Below are 24,792 nucleotides of genomic sequence, written 5' to 3' on the forward strand. Positions count from 1 at the left end.
ATAAGGAGCGAAAGCACAGAGCCACTTCCAGTGAAGTGGCCCCCTAAATGACCTGACAGGGCCTCGCTCTTATATAAGAGTGAGGCATATGACTGACAGTATGACCAGGCGTTACAATGATGGCGAGGTCCTCTCCGGTGTTCAGCGCCGGAGGCGTTGGACACCGGAGGAAAAGGTCCGGATCGTCGAGGAGACGTATCTGCCGGGGATGAGCGTGTCGCTCGTCGCCCGCCAGCACGGCATCAGCGGCAGCCAGATCTTCACCTGGCGCAGGTTGATGAACCAGGGCGCGCTGACTGCCGCAGCAGCTGGCGAGGAAGTGGTGCCGGCGTCCGAGTATCGTGCACTCGAGGCGCAGGTGCGCGAACTGCACCGGCTGCTCGGCAAGAAGGCCATGGAGAATGAGTTGCTCCGCGAGGCCGTGTCCCGGGCCGCAGGCCCAAAAAAACTGCTGTTGCGCTCGACCTCGTTGCCGGGGGATGGACGGTGAGTGCGGTCGCAGAAGCGATCGGGATCGCCCGCCCACACCTTTCCGCAGTCCGTAATCGACCTCCTCCGCGGCCACGAGGACGACCACCGCTGCCGGATGCCGAACTGGTCGCCGAAATCCGCGCGCTCGTCGCCGATCTGCCTACTTACGGCTATCGCCGTGTTCATGCTCTGTTGCGTCGGCAAGCCGAGAAGACCGGGCGCGAAGCGCCCAATCCCAAGCGCGTTTATCGCGTCATGAAGGTGCACGGGCTGCTGCTCCAGCGAGACGGCGAACGCCGTGAGGAACGGCGTCACGACGGCCGGGTCGCCGTTGATCTGCGTAACACGCGCTGGTGCTCCGACGGGCTGGAGATCACTTGCGACAATGGCGAGAAGGTACGCGTGGCGTTCGCACTCGACTGCTGCGACCGCGAGGCGATGGGACACGTGGCGACGACGGGCGGCATCACCGCCGAGGACGTTCAGGACTTGATGGTCGTCACCGTCGAGCATCGCTATGGACGGGTGAATCGCGTGCCCGAGCCGATCGAGTGGCTCACCGATAACGGCAGCTGCTACACCGCCCGCGATACGCGTGCCTTCGCCCGAGGCATTGGACTGATCCCGCGCACGACCCCGGTCAGCAGTCCGCAATCGAACGGCATGGCAGAAGCATTTGTCCGCACTCTCAAGCGCGACTATGTCCGCGTGAACCCTCGGCCTGATGCGCAAAGCGTTATCGATCAACTGCCCGGTTGGTTCGCCCATTATAACGAGGTGCATCCGCACCGCGCTTTGCGCTATCGATCACCACGCGAGTTCATCGCACAAACCTGCGAGGCTCTGTCAGGCCTTTAGGGGGCAACAACATCCAGTCGCAGGAGCGCCATGTGGGGCAAGCGATTATGTACGGTACATTACTTTGCCTGTCGGAGTCGGTGCGTTAACGCACAATTCGCTCTTGAACAGCAATTAGCGGGTACGCCCTGGTCAGACCTGGATTCCTGCCATCGCGCGTAACGTCTGGCCTTTCAGCCCGGTGTCGTACGGCTTTGCAAAGAACTGAGCACCATCAGGCATTTGCGCTTTCGTTGGAGCCAGCTGGCCCGAAACGATGATGTGCTGGAGGTGCGGCCAGCGCGCCTTTGTATGCTGTGCCAGGACCATGCCGTCCATTGAGCCCGGCATTTGTATGTCAGTGAAAACGATACCGATCTGCGAATGAAGGGCGAGAAGCTCGAGCGCCTGATCCGCACCATCAGCATCGAATACTACGAGATTTTCCAGCTCTACCAGATCTACAGCGGCCATTCGGAGTAGCGCGTCGTCCTCAACAACAAGAACCTCTAATATTTTTGCGTGATTGTAATGACCTGGCATGCTTGCTCCCGAATGTACCTGAGGATCGCATTCAGGAAGTGACAGGTGCCACCATCAAGAAGTCGCGTCGCCGCACCGGGCAGTACCAGGCTATAAACGTACCGAGTCTGAAATGTATCCAGTTGTTCGCGTCGCAAAGAATCAACCGCGGGCACGGGCACTAAGCCCACAAAGTAGAGTTTGCTCTGAGTTTGATCAGCGGCGTACGTTACCGCACAGATGGCAAGGATCATACTCGAGAAAAAGACTTGATTTAGTTTCAACTACGTAACGAGATGGTTGATGACGGAAAGTGATTAAGACTATCTTGCGTGTTATTCGAAAGAAATGGCGGGGGCGCACGGTTTCAACAGGTAGGTGCCTCGCGGCTGCCTACTGGGCACTTGCACTTTCTCTTCATCACCAATCTCTTGACCGCGATGAGATTGACCGTTTGATTGCCTGAACAATCGACCATCATCCAACGCGCGTTTCAGCTGGCGCGACTTGCACAGGCTGCTCATGCCGGACTCGCCGGGAAGTATGTCCGTCAGGTGCAGCATAGGTGTCTCGAACGGCTGGGCAGCCGGGCTATGCTACCGCAATATGAAAGGGCGTCTCCGAACACAGGGCAAGCCGGCCCCGTCTCCGCCGCTGAAACATACCCAAAATCCGCCAGCTATCAACCACGGTGCCGGAGCCGTTCGGATTTCTGCCATTCAAAAACTTTGACTTAATCTGCTTCACTTACCCTTCCGAAGTTTTTCCCGCGCCGTGTCATCGAGATAGATGGTGCCATAAAGCGAGGCTTGCGCGGGCATCCGCGCGAGCAGTTGTTCGCCTGGGATGCCGTCCGAAAACTCGGCATGGTACGCGTTAGCGGGATCGAGGCCGCGCGGCTTTGCTCGCTGTCGATGACGAGCGTGCGCAGATGGAACCGGCGGAGGAAGCCCGCAGACCCGCCGCCGACGATGATAACACCGAAGAAGCGCACGCGAGCAATCGCGATCAGATTGTCGTCGACGTGAGCGTGGTCAGTTCGGGCTTGGGCAGACCGCTAGTCTTGTAGGTTGCGACCAGCTCGGTCTTGCGCGCCAGAAGTTGTTCGCCGAGCGCGTCCATGTCGAGTCCGGCCTTGCGGGCTTGGGCGAACATGCCCTCCATGCGCTGCTCTTCCTCGCCGACGTGATGCTCGATCTGCTCGGAGAGCACCTTGACCTTGGCGTCGTAGTATTCGTCATCGGGCGAGGCGGCCTCGATCTCGGCGATCAACACCTTGGCGCCGTCATGCTCGACATAGGCTTCCTTCAGCAGGTCTTCCTCGACATTGCCTTCGCAGGCTGGATAAAAAATCTCTTCCTCGATCTTGGCATGCACGGTCAGCTCCAGGCAAATCTGCAGCGCGAGCTTCTGCTTCTTGGTTGAGCCACTCGCGCTTTCGAACTGTTCAAAAAGGCCTTCGACCGTGCGGTGGTCGGCTTTGAGAAGGGCAATTGCGTCCTGTTTGGTGTCGGCCATGGTGAAACTCCCTCTTGTTTAACAAAGAACACGGCAAGGTCGACTTGCGTTCCCGCTCTCTGCCTGTTGCGAGTCGTTAGCGCCCGCAGCAATCTGGCTCGCGGCGGCGGTGGGCCAGATTTACGTCCAGAGCGCCATGGGAAGCGATCGAGCGATGCCGATGGCTCTAGAGTGTTCGGTCAGCCGCGGCCGGCCAGTCGCCCGGTTCGAGCACGGCGACATCCGCATAGCTTGCGGCGCTCAGCGATAGCGTCAGGGCAGCGCTGTTGAAGGCAATCCGCTCCCGATGTACTGCGCGCAGAAGTTCGTTGATGCCGCCAGCGTCGCTGGTCGCAATGACGACATAGCTAACCGTGCTGCTGCCGCATTCGATCTTTACTGTTCGCGAGCGATGCACCCATGCGAATGTATGAGCGCTTCATCCGTACTTTTGCGCAATGGTAGAGGCAATTTTCCTGCATGCACCAGTGAATCGGCTTCGATGCTGTATGTGCCCACTATTGATTTTGGAGACTTTCCAAAAACTGGCCTGAATTCGATGAATGGACGGCCGCTATTTAAATGGCATCAGTGGGGTCGAACGGCACATGTTGTGCGCGCAACCGACGGTTCAAGGAGCCCCGCCGGGGAGGCCAAGGCTGACCGAGAGACCACCAAGGTCGCTCTGCCACAACACCAGCGATCCCCCATGCAATTCGGCCAATTCGCGGGCGATCGCAATCCCCAAGCCATTACCACCTGCACCAACGTCAAGGCGCTGCGGCGTGTTCAAGTCGGTGATGCGGTCGGGTGACATTCCTGCGCCGTCATCATCAATGGTGATCTCGATCGTCCGGTCGACGGCCTGTGCCCCGACGCGGACCGTCGTCTCGGCATGCTGCCATGCGTTGTCGAAAAGGTTCCCAAGCATTTCGTCGAGATCCTGGGAATCGCACTGCACCTCGAGCGTCGGATCGATGTCGATAATCGGCCTAATCAACCGATCACCATAGATCCGTGCGAGCGCGTCGCTTAGATCGCGCACGCGTGGAGCAAGTAAAAGGCGCGCCGTCATTCCACCGGCCTCTGACGCTCGTGCGCGCCCGAGGTGATGACGAATTTGCCCTTCCATGCGCTCAAGCTGTGAATGAAGTTGGTCATTGGTGTCGCCAGTTTTTTGAGCGAGATCGAGCTTCATGATGGCAAGCGGTGTCTTCAGTCCGTGCGCGAGATTGGCGACGTGCCCGCGCGCACGAACGAGCGCCTTTTCATTGGCGTCGATCAGCGCGTTTAATTCACCGACCAGCGGCAGCAACTCCGTCGGCTCTTCGACATGGATGTGACGGACCCGGCCGGCGCGGACGTCGGCGACGCGCTGGCGTAGCACCGACAATGGCCGCAGCCCGATGCGAAGCTGAACAACCAGCGCCACGGCCAGGAAGCCGCCCAGCAGGAACACCGAGAGCAGGAGCGGCACCATCGCCGCGCGAAGCGGCCGTTCGACGATGGCGCGCGGCCCCGCTGCCAACACGATTGCATCGCCCCTGAGCGTCGGCAGCGTGGCCATTCTGTAGTGGGTTGCGCGACCCTGCGCGTCGAAGCCGTCGAGCGGGCGCGGCCTTTCGCGTGTGTGTGGGTGATCGTCATCACCGCGACCGAACAACGGTCCGGCTCGACCCCGCGGCGGCGCGAGGTCGGCACCTTCAAGCGACGCCGAGCGTAGTCGTGATGCAGGGCCGATCACCTCCCAGCTCCAGCCAGAGCCGGGCCGGTCGAAAGGCGGGATGTCGATCGCCCTGGACGCATCGAGTGTGCCGTCTGGCCCGATCGCGCGCGAAACCAGGGTAATCTGCGCGTCGAGCCGTTCATCGAGCCCGTTCATGACGAACCGTTCGAGAATATGGCCGATCGCCAAACTCGCCAGCACAAGCGCCACGACGATGGTCACGGCGGCGGTGACGAGCAGCCGTCCTGACAGCGATTTCGGCAGAACCCGCATCACGCGTTTTCAGTCAGGCGATAACCCAGTCCGCGCACGGTCTCGATCATTGAGGCGCCGATCTTGCGACGGAGCCGACCGATGATCACTTCAAGCGAGTTCGAGTCGACATCGGCATCACCCTCGTAAACGCGTTCCAGCAGATCAAGCCGCTCGATCACCGCGTCCTTGCGCAATACCAGCGCCGACAGCACGCGCCATTCGAATGCAGTGAGCTTCAGCGGCAGGCCGTCGAGATGGAACTGGCCGGTGGCGGCGTCGAAGGCAAGGGGGCCGCACTGGATCACGCTGGCGGCATGCCCAGCGGCACGGCGCACCAGAGCCCGCAAGCGCATTACGAGTTCCTCGACCCGGAACGGCTTGAGCAGATAATCGTCGGCGCCTGCCTTAAAGCCGAGCACCTTGTCCGACCAGCCATCACGCGCGGTCAGGATGAGGACTGGCAGTGTGCGTCCACCGGCCCGCCAGTCGCCGAGCACCGAAAGCCCGTCTCGCTTCGGCAGGCCGAGATCGAGCACCGCGACATCATAGGACTCTGTTGCGCCGAGATGGCCGCCATCCTCGCCATTGTGCGCGACGTCCACCGCGAAGGACTCGGCGCGCAAGGCCCGCGCAATCGCATCCGCCAGCGCGGTATCGTTCTCGATCAGCAAAACACGCATCGGCTTCCTTCGTCATCCTTCATGCCTCGCTAGGCCTACGCCTTAAACCGAAACTGAACGGCGAGGTTCAGCGAGCGTCGGCATCGGCACGCTACGACCGGCCTTCAACTCATGAAGGAACCTGAAATGTCCGATACCGTAACATCCCCGACGCTGCGCCGTCGCCTCAAGATCGGCTCTGCTGCAATCGCTCTGTTGGCAATCGGTGGCGGAGCCGGGGCCTTTGCCGCTCACTCATTTCACCCGGCAATCGCCATGGCACCGACCCACGCCGTGACGATCAAGAGCCTCTCCGAAGACTCGGGCATCGTTACTGTCAAGGGCCGGGTTGCCGAACGTTATGGCAATCAGTTTGTTCTGGAGGATGGAACCGGCAAGACGCTGATCGACGCCGGACCTGTGGGTGAGCAAGCCTCGCTGGCACCGGTCGGTTCCATTGTCAGCGTGCAGGGCCGGTTCGACAACGGCGCTTTTCGACCCGCCTTTTTTGTGGATCCGTCAGGCAAGGTGGTCTCTCTTGGTCACGGTGGTCCAGGTCGCCACGGCCATGCCGGTCCCGGCGGCCCACGCGGTATTGACGGAGACCGAGGAGAGGGGCCGCACCATGGTCCCGTGCCAACCGCCAACATCCTGACCGCGAAAGCACCGGCGGCAACGAATACTGGTCAACGTTGAAGCGACAGGCGGCGCGCGCGTAAGCCGCGCCGTCGACCTCGGGCACGCATCATAGGTTCTATCGAACGACCGCTTCGGTGGTCGCCCAGGAAAATATGTACGTCTGTAAATTGGCGCACTGCTGCCCATCTGCTCGCCAGCGCGTGAACGGCCGGCTTCGGAAGGAGCAGCCGGTCCCGCGCTAGCTTCCGATTAACTTCAATGTTGTGGACCCGGCCGGTTGCGGTGATCGCTAGGAGGTGGCCATTATAGTGATGATGGCCGGACAACTCAGACTGGAAACGGCCAGCTGTCGAGGCCCGACGACCGATTCACCACTATTTGGCTTTGCCAAACTTGCCTTGCAGAACTGTGGCTCCATCGCGCAGGTGATCGAGATGATCCGACCAGTGCTGCATCATGCGCACCCGCTCATCCCAATATTCGCCCCGCGTATAGGCCCGGCGAACAGCGTTGCCCTCACAATGGGCAAGCTGGCGTTCGATCGCGTCAGGGTTCCAGATTCCCATTTCGTTGAGTTGCGTCGCCGCCATCGCCCTGAAACCGTGACCAGTCACTTCGTCCTGCGCATAGCCCATGCGTCGCAACGCCGCGTTGATCGTGTTCTCCGACATAGGCTTTTTGACGGATCGCAGTGAGGGAAAAAGGAAGTTGCTATAGGTGGCGTCATGCTCGATCAAACCGAGAATTGCCAAGGCCTGACGGGATAGCGGAATACTATGGGGCCGCCGCATCTTGGTCTTGTGCGCCGGGATCGTCCATAGCGCCTTGTCGAAGTCAAAGTCTTTCCATTCGGCAAAACGTAACTCGCCTGGTCGCACGAACACATGGGCCAAAAGGTTCAGCGCGATCCTTGTGGTGCCAAACCCCTGGAACGATTCGATGGCACGAAGCAGATCACCAGTTTCCTTGGGTGTAGTAATCGCTGCGCGATGGACAGGCTTTGGCGCGATCAGCGCACCGCGCAAATCGGCGGCAACGTCGCGTTCTGCGCGCGCCGTGGCGATCGCATAACGGAAGATCTGCGAGCAGGTGCTGCGGAGCGTCTTGGCTGTTTCGTAGCGCCCCTTGCTCTCCATCTTGCGCAGCATAATCAGCAGTTCATGGGCGGTGATCGAGGTGACGGGCCGCTTCCCAAGCGACTGGTTGATGAAATCAAGCAGCCAGCGCAGCTTCTTCATGGTTGCAGGTGCGCGGCCTTCGCGTTCTACTTTGATGAGCCATTCATCGGCCACTGATTTGAAGCTGTTGGACGCGGCCACAGTGGCGGCAATCCGTGCAAGTTTGTTTTGTTCAGCGGGGTCAAGGCCCTTGGCCAGCACCTTGCGGGCAGCATCGCGCTTTTCTCGTGCCTCAGCGAGGCCGGTGTCGGGCCATACGCCGAAGGAGAGCGTCTTTTGCTTGTCGAGATAACGATAGCTCATTTGCCAGCGGCGACCACCTGATGGCGTCACCATCAGAAACAGACCACCAGCATCGGCAAGCTTGTAAATTTTGTCGCGGCCTTTTGCCGCTTTAATCGCAACCACTGAAAGCGTCATGATGGTATCTCCAACCGGACGTCCAGCGAGCTACCATCAAATGTACCATCAAATTGTTGGTACCTTATGGTATTTCACCGGCTTGATTGCGATAACCATACCACGAAAAAACGGCAGAAAACAGCCACTTAAGACACCAATTGACACTGCCTGAGCGTGTGAATTGGTGACCCCTACGAGAATCGAACTCGTGTTTCAGCCGTGAGAGGGCCGCGTCCTAACCGCTAGACGAAGGGGCCGTCCGAGCGAGCCTGCGCCTTATGCGTCCTGTGGCAGGTGGTCAAGAATGGCGATCAAGAATCGAAGGCGCGATCCGGCATGAAGTTTTTGTCATGTCGGTGCCACGGCCACGCCACTCGACCTCATTCATTAAGGGGCGGTCGGGTCATCCGCTCCCAAGCGACCCGACACACTTGTGAGCGGCATTGGTGTAGTCCCGTTGCGCCGATGCCGCTCTTACCGCTTCTCAATCGACGCGAAGCCGGGCAAGGAACGAATGATGGAGCAACCCGTATTTTATGATGCCAGTGGGCGACGCCGGAAATGGTCGCTGCGCACTGTGGCCGTTTTGCTGGCTCTGATTGTCGTGGCGGCCATTGCCCTTGCCATCACGGTCGTTTCGGTTCCCGTACCACGAGGGATTACGCCGGTACGTGAACGAGGACAGCCGCGACCTATTCCCGAGCAAATCAGGCACTTACGTCGCCAAATCGGGAGCTGGCTGCCGAGCACGACGCCAGCCGCAAGCGCCGTCAATCAGATCACTGTCGGTTTTTACGTGCCCTGGGATCCGGATAGCAAAGCCTCTCTGGAGCGCCATGTCGCGCAATTGGATTGGCTCGTTCCTACGCTTGCCAGTTTCACTGATGCTGGCCGAACGATTCGCATGGATAGCGATCCCGGACTTGAGACGATTCTCGCGTCGGCATCGCGTCGGCCAAAAATTCTGCCGATGGTCCAGAACGCAGCAAATGATAAGTGGGACGGCGCGGGAATGGCGCAAGTTCTCCATGATCCGTTGCGAAGAGCGGCGATGCTACAGCGGGTCGAGGCATTGATCCTCCGTCAGCATGGTTCTGGTGTGGTTTTCGATTTCGAAGAATTACCGCACAGCGCGCAGGCTGATTATCTTCGCTTTCTGGGTGAAACGAAAAGGGCATTTGCGCAACGGGGCTGGCTGGTTACGCTGTGTGTCCCGCTCGATGATCCGGAATGGCGCCTGGATGCTTTTGCAAAGGTTGCCGATCGCCTGTTCTTGATGGACTATGACGAGCACTCGCCCGGGTATGAGGCCGGCCCGATCGCGTCGCAAATGTGGTTCGTCGATCGCCTGAAGAACGCCTTGCGTCAGGTGCCGCCGGAAAAAGCTATCGTCGCAATCGGCAATTATGCCTATGACTGGCATGACGGTACTGCCGACAACATGACCGACGAAGAAGCGTGGCTGGCCGCTAACGATAGTGAAGCCAAGGTCACTTTTGACAAGGTCAGCGGTAATTCGACGTTTTCATATGAAGAAAACGGATCGGTCCATACGATCTGGATGCTCGATGCCGCTAGCGCGTGGAATCAGTTACGCGTTGCCGACAGCGCTGGTGTCGCTGGTGTTGCGTTATGGCGCCTCGGTTCGGAAGATCCCGGTGTTTGGCCTGCGTTTGCTTCGTTTCAGATGGGTAAGCTTCCCGATCTCTCAACGATCCATCCCGTCGGCAACGTCGATGTGGAAGGCAATGGTGAGTTGTTGCGGATCGAGGCTGTTCCGCGCGACGGTGTTCGTGAGGTTTCCTTTGACAAGACCAACCTGATCCGAGACCAGAACTTCATTCATTTGCCGACGCCGTTCGTGGTGCGCAGATATGGGTATCAGCCGGGCAAAATTGCGCTGACGTTCGATGATGGCCCCGATGGAACATGGACGCCAAAGATACTCGATATTCTGGAAGCGAAGCACGTCCCAGCGACATTCTTCGTGATCGGGGAGAACGCTATATCGCATCCTGGACTGCTCAATCGCGAGCTTCGTGGCGGTAGCGAAATCGGTAACCACAGCTACACGCATCCGAATATGGCGCTGGTGTCGCCGATGGGAATTCGGCTGGAGCTCAACTTCACCCAACGGCTTGTCGAGGCGTACACGGGCAGGGCGATGCGTCTTTTCCGCGCCCCTTATTTCGGCGATGCTGAGCCAACGACGACGGACGAACTGATTCCGGCTTTGCTGGCGCAGGAGCGCGGCTATCTGAACGTTGGGCTTCACGTCGATCCGGGCGACTGGAAACGGCCTGGCGTCGATACGATCATAAACGAAACGATAGCTCAGGTGAGTGGTGGAAGTGCTGACAGGTCGGCGAGCATCATTCTTCTCCACGATGGTGGGGGCGATCGTAGTCAGACAGTCACGGCGCTGCCCGTGATCATCGATACCCTGCGGGCGAAGGGGTATAGTTTCGTGCCGCTTTCAACGCTCGCGGGCGTAACACCGCAAGCGATGATGCCGCAGGTGACAGGTATGGACCTGGTCGCGGTGAGAGCGGACGTTGGTGTGTTTCTGTTCGCGGCGGGATTCATGGCGACGGTTAAATGGCTGTTCTTCGTGGCGATCACGCTCGGCATCGCGCGGGCTGTCTTGATGGCCGGGCTGGCGATCAAGTCATATTATGACAAGAACGCACCCGTCGCGCCGCCTATCGACCCAGAGCGTTTCGTGTCGGTGCTCATCCCGGCGTTTAACGAAGGCAAGGTGATTGCGAGTTCAATACATCGTGTTTTGGCGAGTACCGATGTCCGGGTCGAGGTTATCGTTATCGATGACGGATCGACCGATGATACCTCTGCCGTGGTTACTCAGACATTCGCGGACGATCCGCGCGTTCGTCTGCTGACCCTAGCGAACAGTGGCAAGGCGCGCGCGCTCAATGAGGGAATGCAACTGGTCAATAGCGACTTCATCATTGCCCTGGATGCCGATACCCAGTTCGAAAAGGAGACCGTTGCGCGGTTGGCGCGGTGGTTTGCCGATCCCGAAATCGGTGCAGTGGCTGGCAATGCGAAAGTCGGTAACAAAGTCAATCTGGTAACACGCTGGCAAGCCGTGGAATATGTTACCGCACAAAATCTGGAACGCCGCGCGTTGACCCAGTTTGATGCCATCACCGTCGTGCCTGGTGCCGTGGGCGCTTGGCGGCGGCAGGCCCTCGATGCCGTCGGAGGTTATCCAGTGGACACGCTGGCCGAGGATCAGGATCTGACGATCGCGATTCAGCGTGCGGGCTGGCGCGTGGGTTACGATATCGAAGCCGTGGCGTGGACCGAGGCACCCGAAACCCTGCGCGCTCTCGCAAAACAGCGGTTTCGCTGGGCGTTTGGAACCTTGCAATGCCTGTGGAAGCATCGTGCGATCATGAAGGACCGCAAACCTGCCGGTCTTGCGCTGGTTGGGATACCACAAGCATGGATATTCCAGATTGGCTTTGCCATGATCAGCCCGATCATCGACCTCGCGCTGGTACTGAGTGCGATCAATACTGTGGTGAAGGTTCAGCAGCATGGCTGGGAACAGACCCAGTCTGATGTCCTTCGTATGGCAGTGTATTGGGTGGTTTTCACTGTGATCGATGTTCTTTGTGGCGGCGTGGCTTATTGGTTGGAAAAGCGCGAGACACGTTATCCTGCGCACCTGCTGGTGGCGCAGCGGTTCATTTATCGGCAGGTCATGTATTCGGTCGTTATCCGTGCCGTTGGAGCGGCGCTGAGCGGTCCCTGGGTGGGTTGGGGCAAACTGGAGCGGAGCGGACGAACGACGGCGGTCAAGACCTGACTGAGAGGAAATTTCCGGCGGTCAATGCATCATCGCCGGAGTAGGGTCTCCCCTGGAATGGACTGAGTGAGAGGCCAGTCTGGAGAAACTCGTTATCCTGTCGGCAAAGCCTGCGCGTTCGGTCAGAAGTGGATGCCGACGGCGGCGTTATAGGTGAGGGTGTGCTGTGGCATCCAAAGATCGCTCCGGTGCCGAGCGCCGGTGTATGGTCGCTCCTGATGCCTTTGCAGGCCCATCGCAAAGGCAACATCGTTCCCGCGACCGCCGATGCTGAGAATGCCCATTTCTTCGCTAGTAATATCGGCTGGAAAAGTCCTGCGATCGCCGCGTTGGATGCGGCGGCCGAGTACATTTCCTTGCGCAGGATAACGTTGTTGGCGTCGATCTCGCGTTTGGCACTGTAGGCCGTCAGATTTGCGAGATTGGGGTTTGTATAGGCTTTGGCAGCGTCGAGCGTGACGACCTGTCCTTGTGCCACCTGACCACTGTGGCGGTGTCACTGTTTGCGATGCCATTTGCGATACTGGAGATGTGGCGCGGTTCGGCGGTGCTTGCCATCTAAATTTCAGTACTTCCGGTTCGCGCCTCAACGTCAATCAGTCCGTTTAACATCCTGTTGGACCAGACCAATACTACTCGAGATAACGCCGTCGCGCACCGTAGTCGATGAAGCTTGTGCATTTGTTGCCAACTGGGAAGTTGCACCGATTGCCGCGTCCTGAGCATCATTGCGAACAACGCGTACAGAAAATTCTGCAGTATTATCAACGATATTAGCAGTGTCGGCTACAACATTGACGGTATTCGATGCAAGCCGCTACGGTAATATTGCCCAACGCAATATCAATTGCATCGACGCGCGCTGCGACTGCAATAGTCGCGGCGATATTTCTGTTAATCTGACGAGAAAGTGCACCCAGATCATAGCCAAGTTTACGATATTAGCATATCTTGATCATTTTGGAGGTTATTGCATTCATATTGACTTAATGCTGTGTGTCGAGTAAGTTTAAATCAAAATTTAGCATGGCGATGATATTTTCTTGATTGATTATGTTAATTGTCAGTTAAGTCAGTGATCTAATAATATCAACTATAAGATGTGATCAACCTGATGCTATAAAGTTTATTAACAATACAGACAATCGCATTTCTAACGAGCATATAATTATCATGTGATTGGATCTCGCAAATGTCACGTCGGATCAATCAAGCTAGTTGCCGAAATTTTGTAGTGACAGATTTTAAACTGATTTATATTCAATAATACGTAAATTACGCATATTGAAATTATTGGAATTGTTCTCACGCTATTTAAATCTTCTGGACAACTGTACGTAAATAGACATAATATTTTATTTGCTAAACATACTGTTTGATATGGCGTTATGTATTTTGTGATTATATAACAATCGACTAGAGAGTAAGATAATGAATGCGCCAACAAGGCATGATCCAACGGGGGGCTGGCCAGAGGGTGAATTGGCCACTGCGACTGATTTCGTAAGGCATTTTGGCCATTACGCGGCGAGTTCGCTTAGCAAACCAGTCTATATTGCGCAGCATGGTCGTGTAGGATGGGCGCTTCTGAGTGCCGCACAGATGACGCGATTGTCTGAAAGCGAATCGGAAATGACATCGCTGGACGCGCGGTTTGATATTATGATCGACAGTATTTCTACTATAGTGATCCTTGTCGATGCCGACTTCGGAATTACCCGCATGAACTGCGCTGGCCGTCGTCACTTTCAGGTTCCAGATGGGGGAGCGAACCCCGTAAACTTTCGAGACTTGCTCCACGTCAATAATCGCGACTTTATTGGCGATTTTTGCACCCGTGTCCTTAATTCGGGTGATAGCGAGACTTTTGAAATAGAATCGGCACGTTATCCCGGTCAGACGCTTCATTTTCAGATTTTGCCTTTTCCTTCGGGACTTGCGATTCTGGCCGATGTTGTCACTCAGGCAACGCGTATCCGTCAGTTTACTTCAGCCGCTGCTGCTGCTGAATTGGCAATAGATGCGACCGATTCTCTTGGACGCGGACGGGTCGATGTTCGTGGTACGATTACGACTGTGAATGACAATTTGGTTTCGTTGGCGAAAAGCACGGCCGACAAGATCATGGGCCTGCGTTTGCCAGCACTATTCGAGCAAGGGGCACGGACAGTTGTACGCGATGCTTTGGATGGAGTGCTGAGCTCTGGAAAAGCGTTTTCGCTACAGGCGCTAATGCTGGACGGAACAGGCAGCCCAATGCCTGTGACGATCGGCGTAGGTGTAGAGCGTGATGGCGGCTCGATTACCGGTGCCGCGTTTATGATAATGCCGAACCGGGCAGGCGGCGAAGCTATCGCCAGCGCACTCCGCTAGAGCGAAATCCGACCGGATAGAATCGCGGGGCTTTTCATGAGGCGAAAAATCTGATTCACCCTGTGTGCTGGACGGGAGGCCGGCGTGCGTGGCGAGATCCTTATCCGAAGACTTGCGGGCACGCGTAATCGCAGCGGTTGATGGCGGGCTGTCGCGACGGGCGGCAGCGGCACGGTTTGGTGTGGGAGCTGCAAGCGCGGTCCGCTGAGTCCGGGAATGGCGTGAGACAGGCGTCGCACGTGCCAAGCCGCAAGGCGGCGATCAGCGGTCCCATCGCATAGAAGCTTATCGCGATGGCATTCTGGCTGCGATCGAGAGCCAGGTGAACATGACGCTGGTCAAGTTGACGGAACTGCTGCGCGAGAAATATGGCGCAAGCTTTGCGGCAAGCAGGATCTGGCGCGTTCTTGATCGTCATGCCGTTACCGTCAAAAAAACGGCGCACGTCAGCGAGCAGGAGCGGCCCGACGTCGCCGCGCGGCGACACGCCTGGTTCGACGCCCGGCTGGATCTGGGCCCCGAGCATCTGGTTTTCATCGATGAGACGGGCCCCCTCCCGCACGGGCATTGGAAAACGGCGACCTTTACCGGCGCGCTGCGCTTAACTGGCATGACCGCTCCGAGGGTGCTGGACGGTCCCGTGACCGGCGAGTGGTTCCTGGCTTATATCGAACAGGTCCTCGTGCCAACGCTGCGGCCCAAGGACGTTGTCATCCTCGACAATCTGCCTGCTCATAAGGGGCTGGCAGCGCGCCTCGCGATCGAAGCCGTCGGTGCGCGGCTGCTCTTCCTCCCGCCTTATTCTCCAGATTTCAACCCGATCGAGAATGCTTTTTCCAAACTCAAATCCATCCTCCGGAAAACGGCCGCCCGTTCGGTTGCCGAGCTTTGGGATGCGATCCGTGATGCACTACCGCGCTTCACGCCGCAGGAATGCGCCAATTACTTCACTGCTGTCGGGTATGAACCAGAATGATCGGATTCTGCTCTAGGCCGCAATCCCGGACGGCGCGCGACTATGCTGCGACGCGCCGCCGTTCGGCCAGTTCCTGATTGAGCATCTCGGCCAGCAGGAACGCCAGTTCCAGACTCTGCCCGGCGTTCAAGCGCGGATCGCAATGTGTGTGATACCGGTCGCTCAAGCTTAATTCGGTGACATCAACCGCACCGCCGGTACATTCGGTGACATTCTGACCCGTCATTTCCACATGGATGCCGCCACCGAAGCTGCCCTCCGCGCGATGAACGGCAAAGAAGCCGCGAACTTCAGCCAGAATACGCTCAAATGGTCGTGTTTTGTAACCATTGGCCGCCTTAATGACGTTACCGTGCATTGGATCGCAACTCCACACGACCGGATGGCCTTCACGCATGACAGCACGGACGAGGGGTGGGAGCCCTGCCTCGATCTTGTCATGGCCGTAACGGGTGATGAGGGTCATACGTCCGGGGATGCGGCTGGGGTTCAGTGTGTCGAGCAGGCGCAAAAGAGCGTCGGGTTCGAGGCTGGGCCCGCACTTCATACCGATCGGGTTACCGATACCGCGCAGATATTCGACGTGAGCGCTACCGTCGAACCGGGTACGATCGCCGATCCACAGCATATGGGCGGATGTGTCGAACCAGTCGCCTGTCAGGCTGTCCTGCCGTGTAAGCGCGGTTTCATAGCCGAGGAGCAATGCTTCATGACTGGTGTAGAATTGCGTCGTCTTCAACTGAGGAACCGTATCGGGGTTGATCCCGCAGGCCGCCATGAAATCGAGCGCTTCACCGATACGGTCGGCAATATCGCGATACTGCTTGGTCCATGGACTGCGGCCCATGAAGTCGTGCGTCCATGCGTGCACCTGATGCAGGTTCGCATACCCGCCATTGCTGAAAGCGCGGAGCAGGTTGAGCGTGGCCGCCGACTGGTTGTAAGCCTGAATCATGCGTTGCGGATCAGGCGCACGACCAAGGGCTTCGAAGGAAATGTCGTTGACGATATCGCCTCGATAGCTTGGCAGCGATACGCCGTTCTGCTCCTCGAAGTCGCCCGAACGCGGTTTGGCGAACTGACCGGCCATCCGGCCAAGCTTCACGGTCGGCAGTTTCGACGCGAACGTCATTACGACCGCCATCTGAAGGATGACGCGGAACGTATCGCGGATGTTGTTGGGGTGAAACTCTGCGAAGGACTCAGCGCAATCGCCGCCCTGAAGCAGGAACGCTTTGCCCTCTGCCACCCGAGCGAGATCGGCAGTCAAATCACGCGCTTCACCGGCAAATACCAGTGGCGGAAAGTTTGACAGCGTGTCCGTGGCACGCGTGAACGCAGCCGCATCGGGATAAGTGGGCATCTGACGGGCTTCGTGCGCCTGCCAGCTTGTGGGGGTCCAGTTTGTAGCCATGATGGTCGGCGCTTTGGGCGAACGGGACCGAATTGGCAACAGTTTAGCTAGGGACACCCAGTTCTCTGGCCGCCGCATTCAGGCGTGCTGCGTCGTCCGGATTGGCGGCGATAGCCGATTTGAGCGCTGTGCTGGCCTTCATTGTCTGCCCGAGCGTGACATGGCTGCGCATCAGCATGATCCAGCCATCGACGTTTTTAGGGTTGGCAGTGAGCTTGGCAGCAAGGCTTTGCACCATGCCATCGACCATCGCATCCTGCTGTCCCTTCGGGATGCCCGATGCCGCGCGCATTTGTTCGGGAGTCGGGCCAGGAATTGCCGCTGTTGCCACGCTTGGCGCATTGTTTACGGGCGCGCTGACGGGCGCCGCCATCTTAACTGCCGAAAGCCGGGTCGCGACCTCGATTTTGTTCTTCGCACCGACATTGATGATCGCCTTGCGAACATCGGCGGCCCAAGGGGCGTCGGACGGCGAAGCGGCTAAAAGTGCCAGCCAATCGGCAATCGCGCCCTCATGGTCGCCCGCCATGTCCTTGCCGACCGCAAGATAATAGCGCGCTCGCGGATCGGTTGGATCGCGCGAAACGGCAGTTGCGAACGCGGCCTTTGCATCCGGGTCCACTGCACCCGGCCCAGCAAGTACCAGAGCTTCACCGAGCGACGACCAGTATTCGGCTTTTTCAGGGGCTAACTGAGTCGCACGCTTATAGGCGGTGGCACTTTCGGCAAAACGCTGGGTGTTGAAAAAGGCCCATCCAAGAGTTCGCCAGCCCTCCGCATCGGTTGGGTTGGCCTTCAATTTGGCCTCCAGTTGAGCAATCATTGTTGCGGCATCAGGCTGAGTGATGGCAACCGGGACCGGCGCGATTGTCCTGTGTTGCGTTCGCCAAATTGCTGTGCCGACTCCTGCCGCGGCGATAATAGCCGCGCCGATCAATAAAATTTTACTGCTCTTCGATCCCGCTGAAACCATGCTTGTTTATCCCGCCCAATTCGATAGCGCATTGCGGTCTAGCGAAATCGCGTGACGATGCTAGACAGGCTGCGGGGTGGCAGCCAAAAACAGTCGGATCGTTCGCCCGAGCAAGGCGCGCGGGTGGCTATCTACGTCGCTTGGGGGAGCTTTGATCCGTGTCTGACATTTTCCGGATCGCTATTGTCGGGTCGGGCCCGGCCGGGTTGAGCGCGGCATCGCGCGCGGCGCAGCTTGGTCTGTCGCATATCCTTCTCGAAAAGACGTCTCACCTTTCCGACACGATTTATAAATACCAAAAGGGCAAGCACGTCATGGCGACGCCCAGCCAACTCGTGTTGCGGTCCGACCTCGACTTCGCGGCGGGCAAGCGCGAGTTGGTGCTCGACACCTGGGATGTGCAGACCGAAAAGAACGGCGTCACCGTCCGTAAGGAAGCCGAGGTCAAGAAGATCGAAGGTACCGGTGATCCGATTGCAGGCAGCATTCAGAAGATTGTTGTCAGGGCACGGGATGGGACCAGTGAAACACGCGAAATTCAGCGTTATGCGCCGCCTTATCGCCTAACTCTGTCCGATGGCAGCGAAGTGATGGCGGACAGTGTCATTCTGGCGATCGGTACACAGGGTAACCCGAACCTGATGCGGGTGCCGGGTGGCGACCTGTCACACGTCCAGTATCAGCTCGACGATCCGGCCGAATATAATGATGAACATATTTTCGTCATTGGTGGCGGCGACGCTGGTATCGAAAACGCGCTTGGGCTGGCGGCTGATATCGCGCAGGGCAACAGTGTTTCGCTCGTCAATCGGTCCGCAGAGTTTTCGACGGCCAAGGATGCAAACGTGAAGGCCCTGATGGCGGCGCGCGATGCCGGACGAATTACGATCTATACTGAATGCAGCACTCAAACTGTGGCTGCCGGTGAAATTACGCTCGACACGCGCGACGGTGAGGTGAAATCACGCTGCGATCGGATTATCGCGCGTATGGGATCGGCACCTCCGCGCGCGTTCGTCGAAGAGTCGGGAATCGAATTCACAAGCGGCGATCGACTGGCTTTTCCAAAGCTTTCGCCAGTATTCGAAACGACGGCGCCGGGGATCTTTGTCATCGGTGCGCTGGCGGGATATCCGCTCATCAAGCACTGCATGAACCAGGGTCATGATGTGGTCGAATTCGTGAACGGCAACACGTCGCTGAAACCTGCCGACGAGCCTATTCTCGAAGCCAAGTTTCGTGATTTGCCGGGCAAGCGTTCGGTGGATGAGTGGCTGGAGTTGCTGCGTTCCAACGTGTCGATTCTGGAGGGGATGTCGCCGCTGCAAATGCGTGAATTCATGCTCGATTCGAACGCGCGGTTTTACCGTAAAGGTGACACGATCTTTTCACGCAACGATCCCGGTTCATCGCTATTCGCGATTGCGAGCGGGTCGGTGCTGGTTCAGGTTGATCCGACCAATCCCGGCATCACCGTGCCAATCGAAACCGGGTCGATCTTTGGTGAAGTCGGATTGATTTCGGGCCGGCGACGCGGTGCCACCATCGTTGCGGCCGAAGACGCGATTTGCGTCGAGGTTTCGCGAACAGCAGCGTTGAAATTGCAGTCCTCGGTACCTGCCGCTCGCCGCGCGATCACACGCATTTCGATCGAGCGTCAGTTGCTGCAGATGTTCGGATCCGGCCTGACTAAGGACGACGTAGCCGAGGTCGTCGAAACTGCCGAAGTGTTGCAGGTAAAGGCAGGGCAAAGCGTTATCACCGAAGGTGAGATGGGTGAGGACATTTTCGTAATCCGCACCGGGTCAATGGTTGTCGAGAAGAAGATCGGGGGAAAGCCGGTGTTCCTCTCCTACCTTCCCGCCGGGTCTTATGTCGGCGAAATGGCGCTGATCTCAGGTGGCAAGCGGACCGCAACGGTGAAAGCTGCGATCAAATCCGAAGTGATCCAGCTTCAGGGGGCTACGTTTCGCACGCTGCTCGGTAAAAAGCCGATGCTGCTCGAAAAGGCTCGTCGCGATATGGCCGCGCGACAGGACGTTAACGCGTTCATCGAAGCAAAGAAGGACAGCTTTTCCGGCGTCGTCGATATGTATTCAAGCGTTGCCACTTTCCTGGTTGAACAGGGGGTTGGCGAAGCAACTGACGTTTTGCTGATCGACGAAAATCTATGTGTCGGCTGTGACAATTGTGAGAAAGCCTGTGCGGATTCACACGAAGGCTTGTCGCGGCTCGATCGGGAGGCGGGGCGAACCTATGCGCACCTTCATGTCCCCACGTCGTGCCGACATTGCGAACACCCGCACTGTATGGCGGACTGCCCACCGAATGCTATTCATCGCGGACCTGACGGTGAGGTATTCATCGACGAAACCTGTATCGGTTGCGGAAATTGTCAGCGGAACTGCCCTTACGGCGTAATACGCATGGACGCGAAGCCGCCGAAGAAGCCGTCGCTGCTCAACTGGTTGTTGTTCGGTATGGGGCCGGGACCGGGCGAGCCTCCGAAAAAATGGTCCTACGCCAATGCCGATCCGTCGGTGGAAAAGGCGAAGAAGGCCATAAAATGCGATATGTGCTCGGGGATCGAAGGCGGCCCCGCTTGCGTGCGCGCTTGCCCGACCGGTGCTGCGATCCGTGTTGCACCCGAAGAGTTTTTGACGGTAGCGCGACTTGAACGGGGCGATGCCTGATGGCCACGCGCGTTTCAGTTCAAAACCGGGTGCGTGGCTCAGGTGTCCACGATGGTTTTCTACGACATAATGGCTTTTATTGGGCCAAAATTGCGGGCGTAATCTCGCTGATCGCGCTGCTGGTTTACATCGGTATCGATGTGAAGCCGCGCCCGAGCGGCGGGTCGTGGTATGGATATACCCTCGGCACGATTGGAGCTTTGCTCATTTTGTGGCTGACGATGCTCGGTGTGCGAAAGCGCGCGATGACCAGTGGACGCTGGTCGTTGAAAAGCTGGACGTCGGCGCATGTCTATCTCGGACTGAGCCTCATCGTAATTGCGACGCTGCACACCGGGTTTCAGTTCGGATGGAACATCCATACGCTGGCCTATGTGCTGATGATGATCGTTATCCTGTCGGGTCTGTTCGGCATCACGGTCTATTCGGTGTTACCGCGTTCGCTGTCCAACAATCGGAATGAGACGACTGAACCGCAGATGCTCGAAGGGCTGCGCGCGGTGGACCGCCAGTTGCATGAGGCGGCACAGCCGGTCGCGCAGCATTACGCCGAACTGGTACGAAGCTCGCTCGAGCAAGATCCGTTCGGCGGCGGCCTGTGGTCACGATTAAGTGGACGTTATCCGCGTTGTGCGACGCGTCTGGCGAAGGCCGAAATACGACGTGAGACGGTTCATATGCCTAAGCTTGGCGATGAACCGCTGGAGCGAATCGACGCGCTGCTAGAGAAAAAAGAGGCGATGCTTGCGCGTGTACGGCGGCATTTGCGGATTCGGGCGCTGCTCGAAATCTGGCTTTATATTCATGTGCCAATGACGTTTGCGCTCATCGCAGCTTTGACCGCGCACATTGTTTCCGTGTTTTTTTACTGGTGAGGGCGACTTCGTGACATTCATCGTCCGAACAGTTTCGCGGACGGCCGACGGGCGCGTCATCATTCGCCCAACGCTGGTCGATAAAGAAACGATCGGCATCGGGCGCGATGCAACGAACGATATCCATTTGGCCGATCTGGCGGTCGAACCTTTTCATGCTGCGTTTACCAGACTGCCGGGCGGACGTGTGCTTGCGCAGACGGTTGGCGGCCTTGGTTTCGCAGTCGATGGACGATCAACCAAGCGCGCGGAAATCGATGCCAACCGTGGTGCTGAATTGCGCTTTGGCGGTCACTTGCTCACGCTTGCGATGGAAGACGGCGTGGCGACGATTTCGGTCGAACGCACCGATGCCTTGTCTGACGCGACGGGTGAGAAGGACGAGCGAACCGTCTTTTCACTTGCTGGACTGCTGCCTGGAAAACGCCTGGGTGCGTGGACCTTTCTTATTTTGATCCTCGCCGCTTGCCTCGCGTGGCCGGTTTACTCTTGGGCAACGTGGCACGATGTCAAGACGCGACCTGTGGGCTTTCATGCCGACAAGATGTGGTCGTCGGGGCCATTGAGCCAAGCGCATCGTGCGCTCGAAAACAATTGCCAGTCCTGTCATGAGAAGGCGTTCGTATCTGTTGAGGACAATAAATGCGTTGCCTGTCACATCGGCATTCACGACCACGCCGATCCAAAGCGTCAGATTAATGCGATGGCGCCACCAAACTTTGGCAAGCGCGTGCAAAATGGGTTCAAATCAGTATTCGGTGTGCCAACGGGGCAACGCTGTGTCGATTGTCATACCGAACATCAGGGCGCCGGGCCGATGCCAGCGACTGCTCAGGCGTTTTGTACAGATTGCCATGCGACGTTGAAATCGCGTGTGACGGACACCAAACTGGCCGATGTCAGTGACTTTGGGACAGCACACCCGCAGTTCCGCCCGGCGATCGTGACCGACAGTTCGGGGGCAGCTCCTATCTTTCGCCGAGTTTCTCTGGATGCGAGCCCGATCCAGAGCAACGGCTTGAAATTCCCGCATGGGACACACTTATCCGCTACCAACGGAGTGGCACGTATGGCGCAGACGATGAAGTCCGAACAGGGCTGGGACAACGCGCTAGCGTGCAAGGACTGTCATAAACCCACGTCGGACGGAGTACGCTTTCAACCGGTCGAAATGGAGCGGGATTGCCAAATGTGCCACAGCCTTGCTTTTGATCGGATTGGGGGCACTGTCCGTACCCTTCGTCATGGTCAGCCGGCACAAGTAGTGGCCGATCTTCGCGCTTATTTCCGATCGACCGGTCCAGTGCGCCCAATTTCTTTGGGAGGGGTCGAGCGACGTCGCCCGGGAAATTATGCGGCGTCCCAAACCAGTGGCAATTATGCGAGCGGACTTCGCAACTATGGCGGCGGTGCCGACGCGGCAATCAGTGCGGTCTTCACGAAAGGAGGCGCTTGCTATGACTGCCACGTTGTAGACCGCACAGGCGATGCAAACTCGGCGGGCTGGCGTGTCCGTCCCGTCGTCCAGCCAACGCGGTTTCTTCAAAAAGGCTGGTTCAACCACGAAGCCCATAAAACCGATAAATGCGAAACCTGTCACAAGGCTGCGACGTCAGAGACGAACAGCCCAATCATGCTGCCCGGGATCACTACTTGCCGGGAATGCCACGGGGGCGAAAGCAGCCGTGCTGATGTGCCATCCAGTTGTGCCATGTGTCACAGCTATCACATCGACGCATCAGCACCGTGGCGGGCAAAGCGTGACGTTAGCCGGGCAAAGGGGCAGGGACGTTTCGTTGTACCGGCGGGATACCTTAAAGGGGCTGTACGTTGACCAACTGGCCGCTCCGCAACGACAATTTCGTGAACGAAACATTGACGCAGTGTCTGGGATGCGGCCATGTTGCCAGCAGATGGATGATATCGCCGAGGGGGTATCTGGCCAAATGCTGATCGCCCAAGTTACCGATATTCATCTGGGGTTCGACCCGGACAATCCGGCCGAATTCAACCGCAAGCGACTGGATCAAGTGCTGCGTCATCTGAACGAGATCAGGCCGCGCCCGGATATGCTTCTGGTAACGGGAGATATCGTCGATCGCGGTGACGCAGAAAGTTATCGTCGATTGAGCGTCGCATTGGGGCAGGTCAATTTCCCCGTCTGGCCCTGCTTGGGCAATCACGATCAGCGTGAAAATTTTGCCAAATGGTTTCCCGAGATTCCGTTTGTAGATGGCTTTTGCCAATATGAGGTGGAGGCAGGTCCGCTACGCTTGTTGGTGCTCGATACCCTTGATGAAGGGCGGCACGGCGGCGCGTTCTGTGAAGTTCGCGCGGCCTGGCTCAATGCCCGGCTTGCCGAGCAAACCGACCGCCCGACGGTAATCGTAATGCATCATCCTCCGGTGGAGGTCGGTATTGAATGGATGAACACCGATCCCGCCGAGCCGTGGGTCGATGTCTTTCGCCAGTGTATTAAGGGCAAAAGTCAGATCATTTCCGTGATCTGCGGACATCTGCATCGTGCAATAACCTGCCAGTGGGAGGGAACGACGATTGCGATTTGCCCCTCGACCGCACCACAGGTCGCTCTCGATCTGACGCCGATCGATGCGGAGGCTCCTGACAATCGCTCGATGATTATCGCCGATCCCCCGGCCTTTGCACTGCACTGGTGGAACGGAAGTCAGTTGGTGACCCATTTCGATAATGCGGATGAACACGTCATGCTGGCAAAATTCGACAAGGGAATGCAGCCGCTTGTAAGGAGTTTGATGAAAGAACGACCGGGGGCAGAGTAGTTGGCAAGCCCAACAGCGGTTTTTGTCGGCAGTGCTGCTCAGTCGGCCGCAGCAAAATGGGCTATCTGGTCTGCATGTGCCTTTAAGAGCGACGGGCGGCCGTGGCGCGTGCAACATAGTCACGACAAGCGGAATTGTCGCGAGCCCGTCGAACCGATCGACAAGGCGTAGCACATCCGCCATCAATATGTCGGCCACGGAGAAGGTTCCGGCCAGCCATTCGCATGTTTTCACGACTGGCTCCAAATGCTGCAGTAGGGCTTTAAGAAACGCGTCGAACTGTTTTGAGCCCGGCGATTCACCGATGTCACCAGAAAATTTGAGTAGGGTCGAGGGCGGGCTCGCCATTTCGACCGAATTGAGGGCCGCGAACAGCCATTCCAATGCTTCTTCCGTTCGTGCGGCTCGGCGGGCATCAGTGCGTCACCACGGTTACCTCAGTGGAGCAGGATCGCTCCACTCTCAAAAATCGAGATGTCTCCATCGGTCAACCATGGCACTTGGCCGAACGGCTGATGCGCAAAATGTGCGGCATTCCGATCACGAAATGGCACGCTCTCGACGCGATATGGCAATCCGGCTTCTTCCAGTGCCTAGCGCACGCGTATGTCCCGCACATGGCCGCGGGGCATCTTGGGAACCCAGTCGAAGGTGTGGAGGATCAGA

At 57.8% G+C, this 24,792-nt stretch carries 18 protein-coding genes, 1 tRNA gene and 1 pseudogene; 9 read left to right on the forward strand and 11 right to left on the reverse strand.

The genetic code is table 11. The features are described from left to right. Positions 1-100 precede the first annotated feature (100 nt). Positions 101-1,329 (forward strand): IS3 family transposase gene (locus D3Y57_RS17820; RefSeq protein ID WP_205590142.1). Its coding sequence is split into 2 segments (ribosomal slippage): positions 101-433 and positions 436-1,329, totalling 1,227 coding nucleotides; the frame shifts between segments, so codons are not numbered across the junction. A 132-nt stretch (positions 1,330-1,461) separates the two neighbouring features. Here D3Y57_RS17820 and D3Y57_RS17825 read toward each other — a convergent pair. From D3Y57_RS17825 to D3Y57_RS17850, 5 genes are all read right to left on the reverse strand, one after another. Then, positions 1,462-1,851, reverse strand: a complete 390-nt coding sequence (locus D3Y57_RS17825; RefSeq protein WP_121154757.1) for a response regulator — start codon at positions 1,849-1,851, stop codon at positions 1,462-1,464. A 987-nt stretch (positions 1,852-2,838) separates the two neighbouring features. Further along, positions 2,839-3,348, reverse strand: a complete 510-nt coding sequence (locus D3Y57_RS17835; protein WP_121154762.1) for a hemerythrin domain-containing protein — start codon at positions 3,346-3,348, stop codon at positions 2,839-2,841. Positions 3,349-3,514: 166 nt separating this feature from the next. Beyond that, entirely contained in the window at positions 3,515-3,745 is a 231-nt protein-coding gene (locus D3Y57_RS17840; RefSeq protein WP_121154764.1) for a hypothetical protein, read from the reverse strand. A gap of 213 nt (positions 3,746-3,958) precedes the next feature. Then, a complete protein-coding gene (locus D3Y57_RS17845; protein WP_239025919.1) occupies positions 3,959-5,326 on the reverse strand; it encodes a sensor histidine kinase in 1,368 nt (455 codons plus the stop codon). After that, on the reverse strand, positions 5,326-5,988 hold the full coding sequence (locus tag D3Y57_RS17850; RefSeq protein ID WP_121154769.1) for a response regulator: 663 nt from the start codon (positions 5,986-5,988) through the stop codon (positions 5,326-5,328). The genes D3Y57_RS17845 and D3Y57_RS17850 overlap by 1 nt, the downstream gene beginning before the upstream one ends. Before the next feature lie 126 nt (positions 5,989-6,114). On the opposite strand from D3Y57_RS17850, the gene D3Y57_RS17855 reads away from it, so the two are divergent. After that, positions 6,115-6,663 carry a hypothetical protein gene (locus tag D3Y57_RS17855; protein WP_162987188.1) on the forward strand — a complete coding sequence of 183 codons (549 nt, stop codon included), beginning with the start codon at positions 6,115-6,117 and terminating at the stop codon, positions 6,661-6,663. Between the two features lie 317 nt (positions 6,664-6,980). On the opposite strand, the gene D3Y57_RS17860 is transcribed toward D3Y57_RS17855, so the two are convergent. Together D3Y57_RS17860 and D3Y57_RS17865 are read right to left on the reverse strand one after the other, a co-directional pair. After that, a complete protein-coding gene (locus tag D3Y57_RS17860; protein ID WP_121154773.1) occupies positions 6,981-8,204 on the reverse strand; it encodes a tyrosine-type recombinase/integrase in 1,224 nt (407 codons plus the stop codon). Positions 8,205-8,368: 164 nt separating this feature from the next. Beyond that, positions 8,369-8,443: transfer RNA gene (locus D3Y57_RS17865), tRNA-Glu, on the reverse strand. 260 nt (positions 8,444-8,703) lie between these two features. Here D3Y57_RS17865 and D3Y57_RS17870 point away from each other — a divergent pair. Then, the gene (locus tag D3Y57_RS17870; RefSeq protein ID WP_121156156.1) at positions 8,704-12,021 is read left to right on the forward strand and encodes a trifunctional glycoside hydrolase family 18/polysaccharide deacetylase/glycosyltransferase family 2 protein; all 3,318 of its coding nucleotides are present in this window, start codon (positions 8,704-8,706) and stop codon (positions 12,019-12,021) included. On the opposite strand, the gene D3Y57_RS20280 is transcribed toward D3Y57_RS17870, so the two are convergent. Continuing rightward, positions 12,011-12,499, reverse strand: a complete 489-nt coding sequence (locus tag D3Y57_RS20280) for a hypothetical protein (RefSeq protein ID WP_162987189.1) — start codon at positions 12,497-12,499, stop codon at positions 12,011-12,013. The two genes, D3Y57_RS17870 and D3Y57_RS20280, sit on opposite strands and share 11 nt — an antisense overlap. A 1,154-nt stretch (positions 12,500-13,653) precedes the next feature. Here D3Y57_RS20280 and D3Y57_RS17880 point away from each other — a divergent pair. Continuing rightward, the gene (locus tag D3Y57_RS17880; RefSeq protein ID WP_162987190.1) at positions 13,654-14,394 is read left to right on the forward strand and encodes a PAS domain-containing protein; all 741 of its coding nucleotides are present in this window, start codon (positions 13,654-13,656) and stop codon (positions 14,392-14,394) included. Positions 14,395-14,482: 88 nt separating this feature from the next. Next, positions 14,483-15,370: pseudogene (locus D3Y57_RS17885) on the forward strand (IS630 family transposase). Positions 15,371-15,410: 40 nt separating this feature from the next. On the opposite strand, the gene D3Y57_RS17890 reads toward D3Y57_RS17885, so the two are convergent. Beyond that, complete coding sequence (locus tag D3Y57_RS17890) at positions 15,411-16,784, reverse strand: class II 3-deoxy-7-phosphoheptulonate synthase (RefSeq protein WP_121154779.1); 1,374 nt, start codon at positions 16,782-16,784, stop codon at positions 15,411-15,413. A 43-nt stretch (positions 16,785-16,827) separates the two neighbouring features. Further along, a complete protein-coding gene (locus tag D3Y57_RS17895; RefSeq protein WP_121154782.1) occupies positions 16,828-17,757 on the reverse strand; it encodes a tetratricopeptide repeat protein in 930 nt (309 codons plus the stop codon). A gap of 158 nt (positions 17,758-17,915) precedes the next feature. Between D3Y57_RS17895 and D3Y57_RS17900 the strand changes: the two genes are divergently transcribed. The 4 genes from D3Y57_RS17900 (at position 17,916) to D3Y57_RS17915 (ending at position 24,126) form a co-directional block, all read left to right on the forward strand. Next, a complete protein-coding gene (locus D3Y57_RS17900) occupies positions 17,916-20,450 on the forward strand; it encodes a cyclic nucleotide-binding domain-containing protein (protein ID WP_121154784.1) in 2,535 nt (844 codons plus the stop codon). Continuing rightward, positions 20,450-21,325 carry a hypothetical protein gene (locus tag D3Y57_RS17905; RefSeq protein ID WP_121154787.1) on the forward strand — a complete coding sequence of 292 codons (876 nt, stop codon included), beginning with the start codon at positions 20,450-20,452 and terminating at the stop codon, positions 21,323-21,325. The genes D3Y57_RS17900 and D3Y57_RS17905 overlap by 1 nt, the downstream gene beginning before the upstream one ends. Before the next feature lie 10 nt (positions 21,326-21,335). Beyond that, positions 21,336-23,159 carry a cytochrome c3 family protein gene (locus D3Y57_RS17910; protein ID WP_121154789.1) on the forward strand — a complete coding sequence of 608 codons (1,824 nt, stop codon included), beginning with the start codon at positions 21,336-21,338 and terminating at the stop codon, positions 23,157-23,159. 112 nt (positions 23,160-23,271) lie between these two features. After that, positions 23,272-24,126, forward strand: a complete 855-nt coding sequence (locus D3Y57_RS17915) for a phosphodiesterase (protein WP_121156158.1) — start codon at positions 23,272-23,274, stop codon at positions 24,124-24,126. A gap of 437 nt (positions 24,127-24,563) precedes the next feature. Here D3Y57_RS17915 and D3Y57_RS21680 read toward each other — a convergent pair whose 3' ends face one another. Next, on the reverse strand, positions 24,564-24,716 hold the full coding sequence (locus D3Y57_RS21680) for a glutathione S-transferase N-terminal domain-containing protein (protein ID WP_430739050.1): 153 nt from the start codon (positions 24,714-24,716) through the stop codon (positions 24,564-24,566). Positions 24,717-24,792: the final 76 nt, after the last annotated feature.

It is taken from the genome of Sphingomonas paeninsulae (genome assembly GCF_003660165.1).
GTDB classification, from domain to species: Bacteria; Pseudomonadota; Alphaproteobacteria; order Sphingomonadales; family Sphingomonadaceae; genus Sphingomonas_O; species Sphingomonas_O paeninsulae.